The sequence below is a fragment of the Sphingobacterium sp. UBA2480 genome (assembly GCF_002341965.1).
GTDB lineage: Bacteria > Bacteroidota > Bacteroidia > Sphingobacteriales > Sphingobacteriaceae > Sphingobacterium > Sphingobacterium multivorum.
Map to the genome: position 1 here is coordinate 927,933 of NZ_DDPA01000001.1, position 18,122 is coordinate 946,054.

Here is an 18,122-nt window from a genome sequence, read left to right on the forward strand (position 1 = left end):
ATGAAAGAAGTAAAGTCACAATCTTTTGTCAGATGGTTCGACCGACAATTTGATTCAAACACAGGCTCGGAATATTTTGACGAATATCTAAAACTCCTTGAAGATTTTCCGGCTGTTTTAAAGGAAGTTTTGAAAAATTGTCCTATAGAAGTTTCAACCCGCAAAATGGGAGATAAATGGTCTGTCAATGAGAACATAGGACATTTAATACTTTTAGAAGATCTATGGCGAATCCGTTTTAGAGATATAATGGAAGGAAAACCGGATATGTCCCCTGCTGATTTAAACAATACAGCAACTGATCAATCTTCTTTCAACAAAATGTTGGTTGAAGAACTTATTAAGGATCTGGTCAGCGAGAGAGAAAAAACAATTGTAATGCTTCAGAAATTGAGTGAAGAAGACTTATTGAAGACAAGTATGCATCCGAGATTACAACAACCCATGAATATCATTGACCTGATGCATTTTGTTGCAGAGCATGATTTGCATCATTTGCATGCCATACAGTCAATAATAGGAAACATGGAAAACATATAATTCTTTTATTAATAAAAAGACCGATTGGTTTATTATATAAATATAAAAACAACGTATATGACAAAACTATCGATATTAGATTACCTAAATAAATTGATAAAAAGTGAAATTACCGGCGACATGCATACGCAGATGCATTACCCGACACCAATATCAAAAACATTAGGCATAGACATTATAGAAGTTGGTTTAGGTACAGCGACCGTACAGATCAATACAACAAAAGACAAGCACAGTAACCAACAGGGAACCATCCACGGAGGCCTGCTTTGTGAACTGGCAGATGCAGCCATCGGAACCGCACATTCTACTGTTGTTCTGGAAGGCGAAACTTTTACATCTGTAGAATTGAAAATCAATTTTTACCGGCCCGTTTTCGAGGATATACTTATTGCCAAAGCATCACCTTTACATAATGGAAAAAACTTAAGTCATTATCGATGTGATATTTTTCGCAGTGATGGTAAAATAGCAGCTATGGCAACGAGTACAGTCATCACTTTAAGAGGTGATAAAGCGAAAGGACGGTAATGCAGTTCTTATTATACAACATTATATACAGAAATATTCATGAATAAAACGGTCTTTAAAAGCCCTGAAGGAAAAAACAAAATTATCCGGGCTTACGACGAGGCGATAAGGAATTCGTCATTGAATTTGAAAAGCAATGTGCTGAAAACAACTTTTGGTGACACCCATTTTTTGGAGGCCGGAAGTCAACATCAAGAAATTGTCATCTTACTGCATGGCGCATCTTCTAATGCAACGTCATGGCTATCCGACATAGCCGAATATTCAAAACAATATAAAGTCATAGCAATAGACATTATCGGAGAGGCAGGAAAGAGTGCAGAAACCAGACCTTCTTATGAAACAAAAGATTTCGCAGAATGGCTAAAAGAGATTTTCGACAGACTCAACATCAGCAAGGCAAATATAGTCGGATTATCGCAAGGAGGATGGTTGGCATTGCGTTTTGCAACAAGTTATCCTGAATTAGTTGACCGGCTGATTTTGCTGACGCCTGCAGGAATAGTTCCTACCAAAACAACATTTATCATAAAAGCCATCCTCTATTCCCTTTTGGGAACAACTGGACGTATCAGGATCAATAGACTGGTCTTGGGAAGCCAGCGTGTAGATAATAAGATTATTTCATTTATGGATTTAATACAAACCAATTTTAATGCGAGAATAGAAAAAGAATATATTTTTTCAGATGACGAACTCAGTCGTTTGACTATGCCAGTGTTATTCATCGGCGGAGAGCAGGATGTAATACGCTCTACTCAGGAAATTGCCGCTAGATTGCAAAATATTATCGAGGACTTTACCATAATAACCATTCCAGAAATGGGACATGTTTTGGCTGGATTAGCACCACGAATATTCCCTTTTTTAAACAAAACAAAACGCTAATTAATTGCACTACTCTGATGAATACACAAATTAATGCCAGTCACCTCAAGATTCCATTTGATAACCTGGAAATCTACATTCTTTCCGATGGATACTTTGATATAGGATCGTATCAGCCTATTATTGGAACGGATGCAATACCTAAAGATCTTCAAAAAGAGCTCAACCGACTGCATTTACCTGCCGATATCTACGAAGCTCCTATTAATGCCATGCTTATCCGAAAGAATGAACAATTAATACTTGTAGATACAGGAGAGGGCTTTTATGATAAAAAAAATGCAGGCAAAATATCCGTTTGGATACCTTGTAGAAATTTGGATTAGATTATACGTTTGCTCGTATTTTCAAAACTAGGTGGCAAGTAAAGATTTTTTTAAAGTATAAAATGAGTTTGATTACGTAGTTTATCAGCTAACGATATGGGCATGAGATGGGTTCACTATATAAACTAAATTGTATTATATGAACAAAAACTTAATATCGCTAGAGGTGCATCAAGGTATGCCAATCATTGCGCTCGCAATCGTATCACCAGAAGGGCCAGAGGACTTGCCCAACGAGGTTCCCGATAGACCGGAAGAACAGCTACCGGAAAACGACCCTAATGAAGCTCCTGAAGTAGCTGACAAAGAGGACCTGGGATTCGACGAGGAAGTAGGTATTGAAGGAGAAAATGCATTCCCGGGCATTAATGAAAAGGAAATCGATCAAGAAATTGGCGAACAAGAGGAGGCCAATGACGCAGAAGGCATTCCAGTTCAGCCTCCGACAGCTCCTTCTGACGTTGATGAAAATATCATTTAAGAAAGCTCTCATTATCGGAAAGAAATAATAGGGCTAACATATCGTTAGCCCTTTTTGGCTATTGTGCTCTAATTGTCAGTAACCATTATATTAGTCCTATTTCGGATACGTTCTCGGGCGATTCTGAATAGCTTCCCACCCAATGGAACCACCTGACTTACGGTATTAAAGAATGACAATTATATCCTGAGGTGATATGAAGTTATTGTATTAAACTTTTTTGAAACGCAAATCGAACAAGGTCGGCTGTATTCTTCGTATTAGTCTTATCGATGAGCTGTTGTCGGACTCCTTCAACAGTTCGTTTGCTCAGGAATATCTTATCAGCAATCTCAGCATTTGTTAAACCGTGGGCAATAAGTTCAAGAACATTTAATTCTCTTTCGGTGATTTCATAACGCTGACAAATGATTTCTTTGTCAAGAAGCACTGGTTGATTAATTTGCCATTTATCCAATAATGACAAGCCAATTGACGTGGATAAATATCTCTTTCCTTGACAAATCTCAAGTAAACCACTCAGAAGTTCATTATAATCTGAATTTTTTGATAAATAACCCAACGCCCCGGCTTTGAAGGCCTCCAAGACAGTGGCGTGATCATCAACCATAGATAGAACTGCAATTATTACATCTGGAAACATGATTTTCACCTTGGTGATCAATGCAATCCCGTCCATTTCTGGCATAGTGAAATCAGTAAGGATCAAATCTGGAAGTTCGTTATTTCTAAGATATTCCAGCGCTTGCATCCCATTATCAACCTCCCCAATCACATTAATATCTGCGTGTGAATTAAGTAAAAGCCTTAGGCCGCTACGCACTAGAATATGGTCTTCAACAAGTAATATCTTATACATGTAACAAAATTTTATAATAACAGTCAAATTTTATCCTCAATTTGCTTGCCACTTTCCGAGCGCTCTTGCCTAGATTAGCGCTATTAGCATAATAAATTTCTTTTTGTGATTTTTACGTATCGGCTCAGTATTTTTAATCTATACATTGCAGCATTCTACTTAATAAAAACAACTAGTTCAACTAACAGCTATTTTTCGCATTCCTCAACAACTTTATTGCTTAGCTTATCCACCATTTCTGAAATCATCCCAGAACACCTTATAATATTAACCAGTGCTTTTTGTTTAAACTCTTCGGGCATATTTTGGTTCTGTAAAATCATCTGAGCGGCAAGCTGGATACTGGCCGAGGAATTCTTAATATCATGGATTAGCAAAGAAACAGGACAGCGGCTCGAACTTCCTGAGAAAGTAGATGTTCCGGAAGAATCTTTGTAAACTATATTCGCAGTTGATTCTCTAATTTCAAGATAGAGCCTTTTCTTTAATCCGTATGCGATTATGTCATAGGCCTTATCGTTAATCTTGATACTTCCAATATAGAGCTCCGCATAATTGGAATAAACCTTATGACTAAATTCTTCCCAATTCAAAGTCATCGAGGGACTAAGCATCTCCATTATTTTTTCAGGAGCTAATCCCCAGATATCATTAATCTTAACGCCCAATAAATCACAGGTATTTTGAGAGACGGCAATACAAGAGTTCCTTTCAAAAACAAACAGATTAACGGAGAACTCCAGGGCATCCCCTGCAGCACATTTTTCTTCTTGACCGGTTACTTTCTTCATTAATATTGAAATTTAAAATCAATATGACTCTGATCCCGAAGTAGGATCCAGCATCAGCACTCGCAAGTAACCAATTTAACAAATTTCTAGTATAATTCAGCAACGCTTCTTCTCACGTGCACCTAATCAATAGATTAAATTTTAGTAAGTGAATAATTATTAGAGAATGTTTTAAGGGAATTAGAAATGTGACATCGCTAAAATATTAAAAACGACTATACAGATAAAATTTTGTATTTTTATTATGTTCATTAAAATCAATTCATTTGCGCTGCGGAATCCTTCACAAGAATCAATCTGCCGATGTAAATAAAAAAAGTGATATGTTAATAGAAAGGGATGAAATGGTGAGGCTGTCAGATGCAATTTCAGATATGCTTATAAAGGAAGACTATCGACATACAGATGTCATGGGAATAACACACGAAAAGCTGATTAAATATTCAGAAAAAATAGCATTGCTTTATGATGTAGATGAATCAATCCGTGGCGCCTTTCACGATGAAGATACCTTAGATCACTTTAAAATGTTATTAAAATTTGATATTGCATACAAAACTAGATTTCAGAAAGAATAAGACTGGTAGGACATCAGACCAGTTGAATCTTTTTAATCAAACAATAATCGAACTCATCAAGTTCCTATTTCTTTTTTTTAAGGAAGAAATTATCCGTCAAATTTTTAAAAACAGAATCTTTTTCTTTTTGATAAGAAGATTGCGTCTTCTCTTTTGTGTTTTTTAGCCTGCCATTTATCCTTGTTTTTTAAATCTTTCACCTATTAAATGATTTATAAAATTTTAGGACTTTTTACGCCTTATACAACGTATTTTTACCTGAGTTTTTAAGGTTTTATTTCTATACTTTTACTCCAAAAACATTTACCTTTATTACAGCTCTATGAGTCCCGAAGAAACGATAGAACGATTAGAAAAAGAAAACAGAGACCTAAAACAACGGGTCTCCGAGCTGTCAGAGTTTATCGAGAAGGCTTCGATTTCGCTGCACTGGGTTAATAGCGATGGCATTATAATTTGGGCCAACCAAGCTGAACTGGATCTGCTTGGTTACACCTATTCAGAGTATATCGGCCAGCCAATCAAAAATTATCATGCCGACCAGAACACAATCAACGATATACTAAGCAAGCTGGCCAACAATGAGCGTATCGATGACTATCCGGCTATCCTAAAATGCAAAAATGGAGATAACAGACATGTTGTTATAAATTCTAGCGCCTTGATGAAAGACAACGAATTTATGCATTCTATGTGCTTTACCAAAGATGTTACAGAAGCCGTGACCGCTCAGCTAAGAAAAGATCAGCTCACAGAGATAGTAAAAGAAAAAGAGGAAAGGCTCAGGCTCGCTCTTGCTTCCACAGGCCTGGGAACCTGGGACTGGAATTCCGATAATGGAATGGTGCATGTTTCTGAAAAGGCGCAGCAGATATTGGATCTCCCTTCAAATACTGAATTCACCGATACACTGATTGATCTTGTACACCCTGATGACAGGAATGCGGTCATTGAGCAGATCAGAACTTTAAGTCAAGATAGCGCTGACGCCCAATTTGAGTTTACATGTAGAATTGTAAAACCACAGAATTATTCAATTTCCTATATCAAAGTTCAGGGGTCAGCCTATTTTAGCGCCGCGAGAAAATCCAGAAGGATCATTGGGGCAATCATGGATATCACCGACCAAAAAAAAGCCATTCAAAAAAGCGCGGAAATGGCCGCTATCGTAAGTTCGTCTTATGATGCTATCATCGGAAAAACGCTCGAAGGTATAATAACAAGCTGGAATGATGCGGCGTCCACGCTATTCGGATATACGCCTGAGGAGATGATCGGCCAGCCAATTTTAAAATTGATCCCACCCGATAGGCATCAGGAGGAAGATTTTATTCTGGGCCGGATGCGGCTTGGGCACTCGATCAAGCATTTTGAAACAGTCCGCCTGACGAAGTCCGGGAAATTAATTGATTTATCATTGACCATCTCTCCTATTAAAAACGAACTGGGTGAAATTATCGGTGTCTCCAAAATCGCGCGGGATATCACAGAAAAGAAGCAGGAGGAAAAGAGGAAGAACGTTTTCATCTCCATGGCAAGTCATGAGCTCAAAACCCCGCTAACCAGTGTATTGATGAGTGCCCAAATTATGCAGCAGCACAAAGATAGATATGGCGAAAAAAGCGCGATGCTAGGCACTAAAATTGAAGGGCAGGTTAAAAAGATGATGGTGATGATTCAGGATTTTCTTAGCGTCGCAGAAGTTGACGAAGGTAAATTACAACTTAACCAATCCTGTTTCGCTCTTGAAAAATTAATGAAAGAATGCATCGATGACATGAGATCGGAATACCGCAAGCATGACTTCACGGTATCCTGTGATCCTTCGATTCACATATTTGCAGATCGGCCGAAAATTGATCAAGTGTTGGGAAACCTTTTAAGCAATGCTGTTAAATATTCGCCATTAGGCGGGATCATTGATCTAGGGGCGGAAAAACTGGGTGAGAATATTCGAATTTACGTTCGTGATCAGGGAATGGGTATAGATGAAAAACATGCCAGAAATATATTTAAAGCATTTTACCGTGTCGACAATTTAAATACCTCAAATATTTCAGGATTTGGAATTGGCCTATATGTGGCTTCAGAAATATTGCGCAGCCATGGCAGCCGTATCGAGGTTAAAAGTAAGAAAGGCAGTGGATCAACTTTTTATTTCGACCTTCCTGCAAGGATATCTACCATCTCCTAAGGTCATAATTACATGCTCTTTAAACCTATTAGCGTTTGGTGCTGTTCTAAGGAGAAACGGTAAAGATGGTATTCACAGTTTACGCAGAGCATCATTATCAGGGGCGAAATATTCCTCTATTAGCAGTATTCATCCTTGTAAATACTGACAAAAAAGTAATGTGTCACAAAGATTCCAAACAGATTGTGGAGAAGTATATAATCGTCAACAATAACGGCGATACTTAGGAGGGCCGGAATCATTAGTAGGATCACCCCAACAACTAGCACTATCATTCTCCAGCAGTAGAGGCTATGGATTTATTAGAAATTTCCAAACGATATGCATTCTAAATGTGTCCATTTTAAAAAAAACTAGAATTATGGCAACATCGAATCAGAATGCAACACAAATGCCAAATGAGCATTTACATGAATTATTCGTGGACGAATTAAAAGATATTTTAGGAGCAGAAAAACAGCTTCTCAAAGGTTTAAAAAAGTTAAGTAAGGCAGCAGAAAGCGATCAGCTTAAAAAAGCATTTGATGAACATTATAATCAGACGGAAGGACAGATTGAACGGCTGAAAGAAGTGTTTTCCTCGTTGGGAATTCCCGCTCGTGGCAAAAAATGTAAAGCTATGGAAGGTCTTTTAGAAGAAGCAGATGAAATTATAGAAAGCTTTGAAGGAGATCCGGCGCTTGATGCGGCATTAATTTCCGCTGCACAAAAAGTGGAACATTATGAGATTGCCAGCTATGGATGTCTGGTGACTTTCGCTAAATTGATGGAACATACCGAGGCTGAACAGTTATTACAAGAAACACTGGATCAGGAGAAACAGACAGATAGTCTGTTGACTGAAATAGCAATCTCAGGCGTTAACGAGTCCAAATCATAGATAATAAATTACTTAGAATTCATGCCGATAATTTTATCGGCATGAATTCGTTAAAATCGTATATCAACAATTCACTGCCACTGTCTGATACTTCCTCAAACGATCCCGGATAGCTTTTCACAATTCCCTTGGAACCGACCTAAATTAGGGCTGAAAAGTCTGAATTAAGATTTTCATAAAAATATTGATCTTTTGTTTTTCGAGTATATCACTGTTTCACTGCTTCAAGGTGATGATTGAGCACATCAATATAAAGAACAGTTATTCCTGTGCTTTCTCTGATCTCCAGTAAAAGATTATTGGTCCACTTTTCTACCCGCGAGCTTCTTTTCCACACCATCAAAAATGATAAAAAATGCCATTCAAAAAATATAACTTTTTGAATAACTCTAAGTTCAAGGCTATACAATGACTGGAACTTGTGATCGTATTTCAAAAGTAAAGTAATATATTTAGTATAAAATACTGCTACATGAACAACCAGAAAAAAAAGGGGCCGTTCAACTTGCGTAGATTTTTGTTTAAAGCGCTAACCTGGATGGGGATTGGTGCATTCATCGGAATGATAACAGCAGGCTCGGGCGGTATGATTCCGGATAGCTGGATTCCGTTTACCATTTTCGGATTTATTGCGCTAACGTTTTTGTGGGCTATAGTTTTCACGCGTGGACTAACCTCGAAAATCACGAAAATGACCGCAAACGGTGAAAATATAGGAGGTGGAAATGCCCGGCGGGTTCCTGCACGGGTTGAAAAACTGGAAGAGGCTGGTTTGGTGGTCAATAATTTTAATCATCAATTCAAATTCACTCTTACTGTTTTTCCGGATTCCGGAGAGCCTTATCAAACCACCATTCGCCAATTTATCACGATGGGTGAGTTACCCAATTTCTACACCGGACGGTTTGTGGCTTTTATTGAAGACAAGGAAAATCCGGGTTACGGTATAATGGAAATCAGTCCGAATGAAGCGTGGCGTGATAAGGTCTACGATGCCGCAGAAAAATTCAAAAATGTTAAAGCCCAAAAGGTGTATCCCGATAAAGGCTCGTCTATTTTTGAGACTGAAGTTGGCAAAGTCTCCGGTCTGCGTCTGGCGTTTGGCATTGTTCTTTCACTGGCCTTTTTAGGTCTCGGCTTTTCATTTCCTTTTGCCCTGTCGGGCAATTTTGACCAACTGATTACTGACGTTCGCGATTTACCAAAAACTTTAACGGGGCAAAATATAGGGAATTTTGACAACAAAAATCTGGATAAAGCCTATCAAAAAGCCATTGGATACATCGGCAACCGAAAAGCAGAAAAAATACTGATTTACGATAAATTTGTAGTCTTGGGTGTAGAAGCCGAGGGGCAAAAAAATGCCTACGATGATGTTACGCTGCGTGGTAATTCCGCTGAAGTGAGCCCAAATTCCGGCAGTAGCTTGGTAAACCCTGAGCAGCTGTTTACCGCTGATGAAACCTCTTTGCCCATTCTTAAGAAAGCACTTGCCGAAAGCCTCAAAAAATACGATGTCAAAAACCTCACTTATGTCGGTTTTAAGAAACAGATGACCATAAATATAGACAAGAATTTAGAAATAGACATTGATGCTTTGGCTAAAGACCCCGCAAAAGCCCATGAAATGATCACGCGCAAAGCACTAAAACAACGTATGGTTATTTCTATGTATTTCAAAGATCCATACAATTCCACAGTACTTAACTTTGACGGCACTACTGGTGAAGAAATTAAGTAATGGATAATGTGGAAGCCGTGTTGAGTCTACTGACACAACCAGTCTTTAACAAGTTTGGTCAAACCTTTATATAACTACTTCCCAACAGAAATTAGCTATTTTGCCAGTTGATCGTACCGGCTTTTTTCCTATATTTAACCTATAAATTTCAGAAGAAATGACAAAAAAGAAGGCTGTGCTTATTCAGGATAATGAAGATATCTTGAATCTAATGGATGAAGTCTTAGTTGATGAAGGTTTTGAGGTGATTCCTTCGCTTACAACAGAACCGATTGAAGAACTTACAGATATTGACCCGGATATCGTTATCGTGGATGACCACATCAGAGGCGACAAAAAGGGATCAGAAGTGATCAAGGAAATCAAATCAGACCCTGAAACCGAAGATGTTTCATCTGTTCTGACATCAACGGCCAACAATATCGAAAAAATTGCAGCGGAATGTAAAGCTGACGATTTTATCCAGAAGCCTTTTGATCTGGATCACATGATCGAAGTGGTCAAGAAAAATAGCGACTGATCGGATCTGACAATAGATTTATGCCTAAAGGTGTGTAATATCTCCCAAGCATTTGCTGGCCTTGATTGTTTTTTTCGCATGTCATTATCAATCTCCCCAATTACCTTTGAATATGAGCTCAATTGAATGAATTCCGGAACTCCAGCGGTGAAATATTTGTTTTTGCTTTAAACAGTTTATTGAATGACTGGGCGTGCTCAAAGCCTAATTCGTAGGCTATTTCACTTATGGTAAGTTCAGTTGTGGAAAGTCTTTCTTTGGCTTTTGCGATCAATTTTTCATGGATAATCTGCTGAGTGGTTTGTCCTGTAAGCGATTTAAGCAGTCCCCGCATGTATTGTGGAGACATATTAAGCTTTTCGGAGAGAAGCTGCACCGTAGGTAAACCATGCGCCATATCTTTTCCTTCAAAATAATCCGAAAAAAAATTTTCCAGCTTCTCCAAAAACTGATGGTTGGCTTTCTTACGTGTTATAAACTGGCGCTGATAAAAACGCTCGGTGTAATTAAATAGGGTCTCCAATTGAGAAATGATAATGTTTTGGCTGAACTGATCTAAATTGCTCTGATATTCGTGCCTAATATTTTCGATTATCTGCTGCATTTTTTGTTCCTCATCTTCGGATAAGAACAGCGCTTCATTCACCGAATAATCAAAAAATTCATATCTTTTGATTGAAGTCGAAAGCGCCGTATTCCAGAGAAGGTCCGGATGGATCATCAGCATCCATCCGGACGGATTTTTTCCTTGCTCTTCACGTATTACACTTAAAACCTGATGTGGTGCCATGCAGAACATCAATCCTTCATCAAAATCATAATCATTCTGTCCATACCGGTACTTGTGTTCCATGTCACGTTTTACCGAAATCATATAAAAATCGAAAAGCAGACTCTGTTTTCCGACCTGTGCAGGCTCGGTCATATCTTCAAAATTGATCACACTAATCAGCGGGTGCTTCGGTCCCGGCAGACCGCGCAGTTTGTGAAAATCGGAAATAGTCTTAATTCGAATCGGCTTATTATCGGACATGGAATGATGTGCTTTTATATGTAAAAGATAAGAACAAAAATACAGATTATCGGTTATCCGAAAAATAATATGAACCTTTTAGATCTTCCTGCAAAGTGGGATGTAGCGGTTTCCAGTCCAGCGCATTCCTTGTCCATTCACTTGAAGTGGGGTTATCAAGCGCTGCAAAATGCATAAACCAAGAGAAATGCAGCTCCGCTTCCTGTGAATTTATAGAGACCAATGGAATAGCTAGACGCTCCGCAATTTCAGAGGCTATATTCTTAAGCTCAATTCCCTCTTCCGCTACTGCATGATATCTGGTTCCACTGGCAAATGGTTTTTCCAGTGCCAATCGGTAGAGCCTTGCCGCATCCAGCCGATGCACAGCTGGCCAGCGGTTATTTCCGCCGCCAATAACCGCTGAAACTCCTTTTTCCCTTGCTATTTTGATAAATAGCGGAACAAAACCGATTTTATCTCCTTCACCATGCACAGATGGCGATAATCTAATAACGGCGACACGCACGCCTTTCGCGACCTGATCGTCCGCGGCATTTTCAGTTGCAATCCGCGGATGCGGGTGATTGACGCTACGGTCCTGCTCAGTTGTGATGCCATCTTTTGAAAAGAGTGCAGTGCCAGAAGTGATGATAAAGGGTTTATCCGTTCCGACAAGAGCATCTCCTATTGCTCCGATCACTTCTTTATCCAATTCACACATTTCCTGAAAACGTCCAAAATCATGAACAAATCCTAAGTGTATAACAGCATCAGCGGCTTTAGCCCCCAATTTGAGCCGTTCAAAATCAGTAAGGTCACCGTAGTGCACCTCTGCTCCTGCTTCAATTAATTTCTTAGCGGATTCTTCTGATCTTGCAAGTCCAAGAACCTTGTGACCAGCACCTAATAATTCCTGTACTACAGCTGTTCCTACGAATCCTGTAGCGCCTGTAACAAATACTTTCATGTCTAATATTATTTATGAAGCAAAGTTCAGGGTTCGTATACCGTTAAATGTATCCAAAAATAACTTTGTTGTATCCAAAACTTACAATATGAATGCAAAGTTGCTTTCAAATGGATATACTTACGTGGCCATAATGAGGATTATCCTAATCAAAATAAAGGAACGAACTATTGGTATGTAGGAACTGTAGGTCATCTTTTGACGGCAGTACATTCAATCTCGATATCTGCTCCCCGTGGTAAAGAAGTCACTTCAATTGTGCTCCTTGCCGGAAAACGTCCATTGAAAAATTTACTATAAATTGCGTTGACCGTTTCAAAATGATTGAGATCTTTTAAAAAAATCGTTGTTTTGGTGACATGCTTCAGATCGGATTGATTGTCCTCTAAAATCATCTTTAGATTTTCCAGGATCTGAACCGTTTGTTCTTCGACACCATTTTTCAGTGCATTTGTTTTTGGGTCAAAGCCAATTTGCCCCGATACAAAAATAAGATTGCCATAACGCGTAGAATGGTTATAAGGACCTATTGCTTCTGGCAACCTGTTATGTTTTATGGCTATGATCTCCTTTTTTGTGCCGCATGACAACAGGATCAGTGCGAGGGAAAGTATGACAAGTCTGTGCATTTTAGGTAATTTAAATAGTAAAAATGGGGTTAGCTATTGACTAACCCCATTCTGTAATTCGATTATTTTTTGATGAAGTTTAATAATTCGCTATTAAATTTATCCAGCTCTTCGATGAACAGCGCGTGACCGCTTTTTTCGAAAGGAACTAAAGTTGAGTTTTTAAGGAGGTCATCCATCTGTTCTGCAAGATCAAAAGAACAGATTTTATCTAACTTACCGTGCAAGATCAAAGTAGGGATTGTAATCTTCTTCAAATCATTGCGCAGATCGCTATCTCTTAAAGTTTTTAATCCTTCAGCCATTGCATAGGGTGAGGCCTGAGCCTGGATGCCTCCTAACCAAACGCCGTGACCTTGGGATACGCTATTTTCATTGGCTGGAAATATCTTACCGAAAGTGGCGAATAATTCCGGACGGTTCGTGTTGTTCAGGTGGATCAATCCGTTAACGTCTTCTTTGGTCCACAGGCCGTAGTTAAAGTCTGCCCGTTTTGTCCAGATTGGTGCCGCTGCGCCAAATAATGCCATTTTTGAAACGTGTGCCGCATTATATTTGGCGACATAGTGAATCACTGTGGCCCCCCCCATCGAAAATCCGCCGATGGTAGCATTTTTAATATCCAATTTGTCCAAAACAACTTTGATATCATCGGCAAACACATCGTAATTATATTTGCCTCCCGGTTTGTCAGAGAGCCCGAATCCTCTTAAGGTAATACCGATCACACGATAGCCTTTTTGGATAAAATCAGCATATTGATATTCGTACATGGCGTCGCTCAACGGCCATCCGTGAATCAAAACAATTGGTTCTCCCTCACCAAGGTCCGTCACGTGAAGTTTTACATTTTTCTCTACTTCAATATATTCTTCTCTTCCAAAAGATGCTGGTGTTCTTTTAGCTTGTGCTAAAACGGTATTTGAAATGAATGTTGTCAATAATACGACTGCCAAAATTAAATTTTTCATGATCTTTAACTATTTATTGTTGTTGTTATTTTTTGATACTACAAAGTTGCTCTTATTCTATAGGCCTTACAATGGACAGCTTTCGCTTTGAATTGCACTTTTTGCCTCTTTAACTTTATCCCTTTATAAAAGATAGTATATCCGCATTGATTACATCAGCATTGACGGTGGGCATGCCATGAGAGAAACCCGGATAAATGATCAGTTTACTATTCTTTAACAGCTCCGCTGCTTTAACAGCAGTAGTTGAATAGGGTACAATTTGATCATCATCCCCATGGAGGACCAAGACGGGCACTTCTACACTTTTTAGATCGTCTGTAAAATCAGTTTCCGAAAATACCGCGATACAGTCATATTGTGCCTTGATACTGCCCATCATTCCCTGTCTCCACCAGTTGTCTTGGATTCCTTTTTTAATGTCAGCACCTTCCCTGTTGTAACCGTAGAATGGAACAGTCAGATCCTGATAGAACTGCTGTCTATTATGCAATGTATTGTGGCGGATGTCGTCAAAAACTGCGAGAGGCACTCCGTCAGGATTATTGCCATCAGCAATCATGTAAGGCGTAATCGCACTGATTAAAACCACTTTGGATACCCGGTCCTTCCCATATTGTGCAGCATATCTGATCGCTTCGCCACCGCCAGTGGAATGACCTACGTGGATAACATCCTTTAAATCCAGGAACTCTACCAATTCTGCAACATCAGCCGCATAGGTGTCCATATCATTTCCTTTATCGGTTTGGGTAGATCTACCGTGCCCTCTTCTGTCATGGGAGATCACTCTAAATCCTTTTTCAAGGAAGAACATGATCTGTGCATCCCAGTCATCGGATGATAATGGCCATCCATGATGGAAAAATATTGGCTGTCCTTCGCCTAAATCTTTGAAATAAATTTCTGTTCCGTCTTTTACTGTAAATTTGTTCATGTCTTTATTATTTAATTGTTGTTTTCTTTGTTATTGCAAAGTTGGGCTAATTTTGAAGGCGCATCAATGGATGGTTTTCGCTTTGAATTGCACTTTTTGCCCAATAAGAGTTTATTTACCTACGGAACAGGATATTTTTGAATGGCAGGGAGGCATAAACATAAAAAAAGCACAACCGATTGGCTGTGCTTTTCATGAAAATATATTGGAGGATTTGTTCTTAAAACTGTTTTCTAAAACTGGTGGGTGATATTCCCGTATGTTTTGTAAAAAAACGAACAAAATAGGCATCGTCATCGTAATTCAGTGTGTATGCAATCTCCTTGACATTCATCTTGGTATGGGCCAAAAGGCGTTTGCTTTCCAGTATGATGCGGTTTTTTATAATATCATTGGGTGTTTCTTTACTGACCAGGCTTATTTTTTTACTGAGATTTTTTGGTGTAACGCAGAGCAGGTCTGCATAATCGGCAACGGTATGGAGCGTCTTAAAATGCTGTTCGACCAACTTGCTGAATTTTCTTATAAACTGGACATCGGCCTGCTGTACATTATCCGCTAATTGATGCTGCTGTTTCCAGATACGAGTGGATTTAAGAATGATAAGCTTTAATAAGGTCCGCAGCATTTCTTCTGTTCCTGAGTCCTCATTTTTTAATTCCGCCTGAATATCGCTGATGATTTTCTGTATTTCAGCCGACTGCTGCTCATTGAGGCTGATAAATGGAATTTCAAACACATTGTTATATAGAATACCGTCGCAAGCGACTTCGTGGTCGTGTATTTCTACGCAATAAAAATCCCTATTGAAATGCATCAATTGACCACCAACAGTTTCGCAGGGCTTTAAAATAACATGCGGATTGATGAATAGCAAGCTGTCTGTTGTCATCTTCATCTCCTGAAAATCAACCTGAATGATCGCTTTTTGCGGAATAAAGAGCACCTTGATATGCTCGTTTATTTTAGTTAGTGAATCACTTTGAACGGAAGATTTGCTAAATTCTAAATTGCCAAATTTTTTAAATGAAAATTCCTTGATCATATAGGACGTATAAGATTACGATGAAATGTCGCTATTAAAATTATGCCGTAAAAATAAGGAATACAAATAACAGTAATTCGACTTAGACTTCATTTTCAATAAATGATCGCCTTAATTAAGGTCAGATCAGATAATTGAACAAAGAGATTAGCTCATTTTTTTGCAAAAAGGCATATCTAAACAGCTAAATTTCAGGAAATACCGAACTAATTGTAATAAACTGTAATTACCCTACGTAAAAAAGTACGATTGTTGACTTTTTATGGCCAAAAATAGCACTTAAACTTAAAATCCAACTACATGAGAGCTCATAGGCGATATATTGCTTTTACCGTTACGAAAAAAACAAATGCAATCAGTAGTGAGTTCGCTTCTACACAAAAAACTTACTTCTTAATTTAAGTAAAGGTTGATCCTTTCTTACGATATAAGTAGCCAGTTCGGAAGCCCTAACTTTTCCGATATTCTTTGCGGAATAGTACTTTCCTGCTGGAACAAAAAGTACTTCACTAGGCTTCAGTAATATCACATTTTAGGGGTCGTTTTATTCATAATATTCGATCTTTCTTTTTATTAAAATTCCACCTTCAAATTCGTCTTTAGGATTTCTTTTAATAATCTGCTTTTGTTCAATCCAATTTTCATAATTATCATAAATATATGAATAGGTTGATGATTGTATGGTAGGGCTTTCTTCAGATCTGCTTATTTCTTCTTCTATATCGCCATGTGAATTGTATTTATAATTTTTTGTTTCTTTAAAATAAGAAGAATTTAGCTCGATTGGTTTATTAGAGTTGTCATATCTGATATCAACAACCCCTGATATATTGCCATCAAAATTGTCAGTTTTTTCTTGAATCATATTTTTATTCCGATCATATATTTTAGTGACAATAGAAACTAACAAAAACTCTTTTTTTGTTTCGTCGTATTCATAACGTTTTACTGTTTCGTCATTTTCATTATAAAAATAATCTGTGTATGCGCTAAATTGATTCAGATTTAACCTATTGCCTTCGTACCGGTTTTCAATCTTCTTTGTCAATTGTTTTTGTTCATTATAAGAGAACAAAATCTCCCCATATTTGTCCCCTGTAACTGTGCCAATTAGTTCTATTTTGCAGAGTTTTCCTTTTTCATAGATATATCTTTCATTTAAATTGTAATTATTTTTATTCTTGCTTTTGTCAAACTCTACGATATAGATATTTGAAACCGTACCATCTAAATTGTACTCTTTATATTGATCCAGTCCTTGCATGTCGATTCTGTTAATAGGTCGCCCCGCTATTCCATGGTAGGTTATTTCCTCTGTTTTTATCTGGGGTTTAGTTTTCTGTGTGCCTTGTCCAAAAGCAAAAACGTACAGTAAGAACATTGACATAAATGCTGTTATTTTTTTTCTCATATCGTATTTTTTATGACCTATTCCTATATATAGTCTCGCCAAACAGTACACCAAAGCTAAATTCACCATTTTTAAAATAGCGCGAGCTCGCTACCGAACTTCAATTACTTGACCCACCCTCACTTATGTAAATATACAGCCGGTCTTTTTGGTATGAAAGGCTATTTTATAATTCGTAAAGCTATATTTATTATCCGCTATCATTTTTCAATTATCGGGATAGAATCATGGTATAATACTTCTCAATGGGACAAGATTAATGACTAAACCCCTTATGCAGAGCACCGATTTGTAGAGAAAAGATGAGACCGGCTGGAATCTGTTGTGACATTGTCTTAAAAACCTATTGCTACGTTGATTTAGAGAAAAATGAAAAAGATATCTTTTAGAAACTGGGGCTTAATCGTTGATGATAAAATTAAGGTAAGTATTCAAAAGAACATTGCTTTAAACAATACTCGTCAATACAAGTCTTAACATATCTGAATTCAAAAGTATTTTGTCAGGTATAGTATCAAAGCCGACATTTTCGCCAACTTCTGAGAAACCTACTCGATCAGGTTCAAATTGAAAAACGTAGAATTTTTTATTATTCCAAACATCTAGCATTATTGAACCAGATGAAAATTTCATGTACTCATACTTTAGATTATTTTTTTTCAAGAACTCAATCGTATTATTAAACATTATCAAGTAATTCTCCATCGTTATTTCTTTATTAAAGCTCAACTTTTATCAATATATAAACTATCAAATAGCGTTTAAAACCGACTATGATGGAAAAAAATCGATCAAGATCCCTTGCTCTTTAGATTGTG

The 18,122-nt window shown here is 37.9% G+C and carries 19 protein-coding genes; 10 read left to right on the forward strand and 9 right to left on the reverse strand.

All coding sequences use genetic code 11. The features are described from left to right. The 5 genes from B3600_RS04240 to B3600_RS04260 all read left to right on the forward strand — a co-directional run bounded on the left by B3600_RS04240 (position 1) and on the right by B3600_RS04260 (position 2,766). Complete coding sequence (locus tag B3600_RS04240) at positions 1-540, forward strand: DinB family protein (RefSeq protein ID WP_286752191.1); 540 nt, start codon at positions 1-3, stop codon at positions 538-540. A 57-nt stretch (positions 541-597) separates the two neighbouring features. Then, positions 598-1,071 carry a PaaI family thioesterase gene (locus B3600_RS04245; RefSeq protein WP_286752192.1) on the forward strand — a complete coding sequence of 158 codons (474 nt, stop codon included), beginning with the start codon at positions 598-600 and terminating at the stop codon, positions 1,069-1,071. Between the two features lie 39 nt (positions 1,072-1,110). Continuing rightward, positions 1,111-1,959 carry an alpha/beta fold hydrolase gene (locus B3600_RS04250; RefSeq protein ID WP_286752193.1) on the forward strand — a complete coding sequence of 283 codons (849 nt, stop codon included), beginning with the start codon at positions 1,111-1,113 and terminating at the stop codon, positions 1,957-1,959. A gap of 17 nt (positions 1,960-1,976) precedes the next feature. Continuing rightward, positions 1,977-2,285 (forward strand): hypothetical protein, encoded by a 309-nt coding sequence (locus B3600_RS04255; RefSeq protein ID WP_286752194.1) that lies wholly within the window; start codon positions 1,977-1,979, stop codon positions 2,283-2,285. Positions 2,286-2,424: 139 nt separating this feature from the next. Beyond that, entirely contained in the window at positions 2,425-2,766 is a 342-nt protein-coding gene (locus tag B3600_RS04260) for a hypothetical protein (protein WP_286752195.1), read from the forward strand. Positions 2,767-2,968: 202 nt separating this feature from the next. Here B3600_RS04260 and B3600_RS04265 read toward each other — a convergent pair whose 3' ends face one another. Both B3600_RS04265 and B3600_RS04270 read right to left on the reverse strand, forming a co-directional pair. Continuing rightward, positions 2,969-3,625 carry a response regulator transcription factor gene (locus B3600_RS04265; protein WP_286752196.1) on the reverse strand — a complete coding sequence of 219 codons (657 nt, stop codon included), beginning with the start codon at positions 3,623-3,625 and terminating at the stop codon, positions 2,969-2,971. 188 nt (positions 3,626-3,813) lie between these two features. Then, positions 3,814-4,416 carry a hypothetical protein gene (locus B3600_RS04270; protein WP_286752197.1) on the reverse strand — a complete coding sequence of 201 codons (603 nt, stop codon included), beginning with the start codon at positions 4,414-4,416 and terminating at the stop codon, positions 3,814-3,816. 323 nt (positions 4,417-4,739) lie between these two features. Between B3600_RS04270 and B3600_RS04275 the strand changes: the two genes are divergently transcribed. From B3600_RS04275 to B3600_RS04295, 5 genes are all read left to right on the forward strand, one after another. Then, entirely contained in the window at positions 4,740-4,994 is a 255-nt protein-coding gene (locus B3600_RS04275) for a hypothetical protein (RefSeq protein WP_286752198.1), read from the forward strand. A gap of 322 nt (positions 4,995-5,316) precedes the next feature. Next, complete coding sequence (locus B3600_RS04280) at positions 5,317-7,188, forward strand: PAS domain S-box protein (protein WP_286752199.1); 1,872 nt, start codon at positions 5,317-5,319, stop codon at positions 7,186-7,188. Between the two features lie 361 nt (positions 7,189-7,549). Then, on the forward strand, positions 7,550-8,068 hold the full coding sequence (locus B3600_RS04285) for a ferritin-like domain-containing protein (RefSeq protein ID WP_286752200.1): 519 nt from the start codon (positions 7,550-7,552) through the stop codon (positions 8,066-8,068). A 472-nt stretch (positions 8,069-8,540) separates the two neighbouring features. Next, positions 8,541-9,809 (forward strand): hypothetical protein, encoded by a 1,269-nt coding sequence (locus tag B3600_RS04290; protein ID WP_286752201.1) that lies wholly within the window; start codon positions 8,541-8,543, stop codon positions 9,807-9,809. A gap of 157 nt (positions 9,810-9,966) precedes the next feature. Next, entirely contained in the window at positions 9,967-10,329 is a 363-nt protein-coding gene (locus tag B3600_RS04295; protein ID WP_286752202.1) for a response regulator, read from the forward strand. A gap of 118 nt (positions 10,330-10,447) precedes the next feature. On the opposite strand, the gene B3600_RS04300 is transcribed toward B3600_RS04295, so the two are convergent. From B3600_RS04300 to B3600_RS04330, 7 genes are all read right to left on the reverse strand, one after another. Next, complete coding sequence (locus B3600_RS04300) at positions 10,448-11,362, reverse strand: helix-turn-helix domain-containing protein (RefSeq protein WP_286752203.1); 915 nt, start codon at positions 11,360-11,362, stop codon at positions 10,448-10,450. A 46-nt stretch (positions 11,363-11,408) separates the two neighbouring features. After that, positions 11,409-12,311, reverse strand: a complete 903-nt coding sequence (locus B3600_RS04305) for an SDR family oxidoreductase (RefSeq protein WP_286752204.1) — start codon at positions 12,309-12,311, stop codon at positions 11,409-11,411. A gap of 191 nt (positions 12,312-12,502) precedes the next feature. Next, positions 12,503-12,940, reverse strand: a complete 438-nt coding sequence (locus B3600_RS04310) for a Rid family detoxifying hydrolase (protein WP_286752205.1) — start codon at positions 12,938-12,940, stop codon at positions 12,503-12,505. 62 nt (positions 12,941-13,002) lie between these two features. Continuing rightward, positions 13,003-13,911 (reverse strand): alpha/beta fold hydrolase, encoded by a 909-nt coding sequence (locus tag B3600_RS04315; RefSeq protein WP_286752206.1) that lies wholly within the window; start codon positions 13,909-13,911, stop codon positions 13,003-13,005. A gap of 115 nt (positions 13,912-14,026) precedes the next feature. Continuing rightward, on the reverse strand, positions 14,027-14,848 hold the full coding sequence (locus B3600_RS04320) for an alpha/beta fold hydrolase (RefSeq protein WP_286752207.1): 822 nt from the start codon (positions 14,846-14,848) through the stop codon (positions 14,027-14,029). Between the two features lie 220 nt (positions 14,849-15,068). Next, positions 15,069-15,893, reverse strand: coding sequence for a helix-turn-helix domain-containing protein (locus tag B3600_RS04325; RefSeq protein WP_286752208.1), 825 nt, complete (start codon positions 15,891-15,893; stop codon positions 15,069-15,071). Between the two features lie 544 nt (positions 15,894-16,437). Continuing rightward, positions 16,438-17,304, reverse strand: coding sequence for a hypothetical protein (locus tag B3600_RS04330; protein WP_286752209.1), 867 nt, complete (start codon positions 17,302-17,304; stop codon positions 16,438-16,440). Positions 17,305-18,122 lie beyond the last annotated feature (818 nt).

Bases quoted from the DNA above. Each gene is read 5' to 3' on its own strand.
- B3600_RS04285 (WP_286752200.1), top strand. From the start codon at position 7,550: ATGGCAACATCGAATCAGAATGCAACACAAATGCCAAATGAGCATTTA.
- B3600_RS04240 (WP_286752191.1), top strand. From the start codon at position 1: ATGAAAGAAGTAAAGTCACAATCTTTTGTCAGATGGTTCGACCGACAA.
- B3600_RS04300 (WP_286752203.1), bottom strand. From the start codon at position 11,362: ATGTCCGATAATAAGCCGATTCGAATTAAGACTATTTCCGATTTTCAC.
- B3600_RS04245 (WP_286752192.1), top strand. From the start codon at position 598: ATGACAAAACTATCGATATTAGATTACCTAAATAAATTGATAAAAAGT.
- B3600_RS04315 (WP_286752206.1), bottom strand. From the start codon at position 13,911: ATGAAAAATTTAATTTTGGCAGTCGTATTATTGACAACATTCATTTCA.
- B3600_RS04280 (WP_286752199.1), top strand. From the start codon at position 5,317: ATGAGTCCCGAAGAAACGATAGAACGATTAGAAAAAGAAAACAGAGAC.
- B3600_RS04265 (WP_286752196.1), bottom strand. From the start codon at position 3,625: ATGTATAAGATATTACTTGTTGAAGACCATATTCTAGTGCGTAGCGGC.
- B3600_RS04260 (WP_286752195.1), top strand. From the start codon at position 2,425: ATGAACAAAAACTTAATATCGCTAGAGGTGCATCAAGGTATGCCAATC.
- B3600_RS04250 (WP_286752193.1), top strand. From the start codon at position 1,111: ATGAATAAAACGGTCTTTAAAAGCCCTGAAGGAAAAAACAAAATTATC.
- B3600_RS04295 (WP_286752202.1), top strand. From the start codon at position 9,967: ATGACAAAAAAGAAGGCTGTGCTTATTCAGGATAATGAAGATATCTTG.
- B3600_RS04275 (WP_286752198.1), top strand. From the start codon at position 4,740: ATGTTAATAGAAAGGGATGAAATGGTGAGGCTGTCAGATGCAATTTCA.
- B3600_RS04270 (WP_286752197.1), bottom strand. From the start codon at position 4,416: ATGAAGAAAGTAACCGGTCAAGAAGAAAAATGTGCTGCAGGGGATGCC.
- B3600_RS04255 (WP_286752194.1), top strand. From the start codon at position 1,977: ATGAATACACAAATTAATGCCAGTCACCTCAAGATTCCATTTGATAAC.
- B3600_RS04330 (WP_286752209.1), bottom strand. From the start codon at position 17,304: ATGAGAAAAAAAATAACAGCATTTATGTCAATGTTCTTACTGTACGTT.
- B3600_RS04310 (WP_286752205.1), bottom strand. From the start codon at position 12,940: ATGCACAGACTTGTCATACTTTCCCTCGCACTGATCCTGTTGTCATGC.
- B3600_RS04290 (WP_286752201.1), top strand. From the start codon at position 8,541: ATGAACAACCAGAAAAAAAAGGGGCCGTTCAACTTGCGTAGATTTTTG.
- B3600_RS04320 (WP_286752207.1), bottom strand. From the start codon at position 14,848: ATGAACAAATTTACAGTAAAAGACGGAACAGAAATTTATTTCAAAGAT.
- B3600_RS04325 (WP_286752208.1), bottom strand. From the start codon at position 15,893: ATGATCAAGGAATTTTCATTTAAAAAATTTGGCAATTTAGAATTTAGC.
- B3600_RS04305 (WP_286752204.1), bottom strand. From the start codon at position 12,311: ATGAAAGTATTTGTTACAGGCGCTACAGGATTCGTAGGAACAGCTGTA.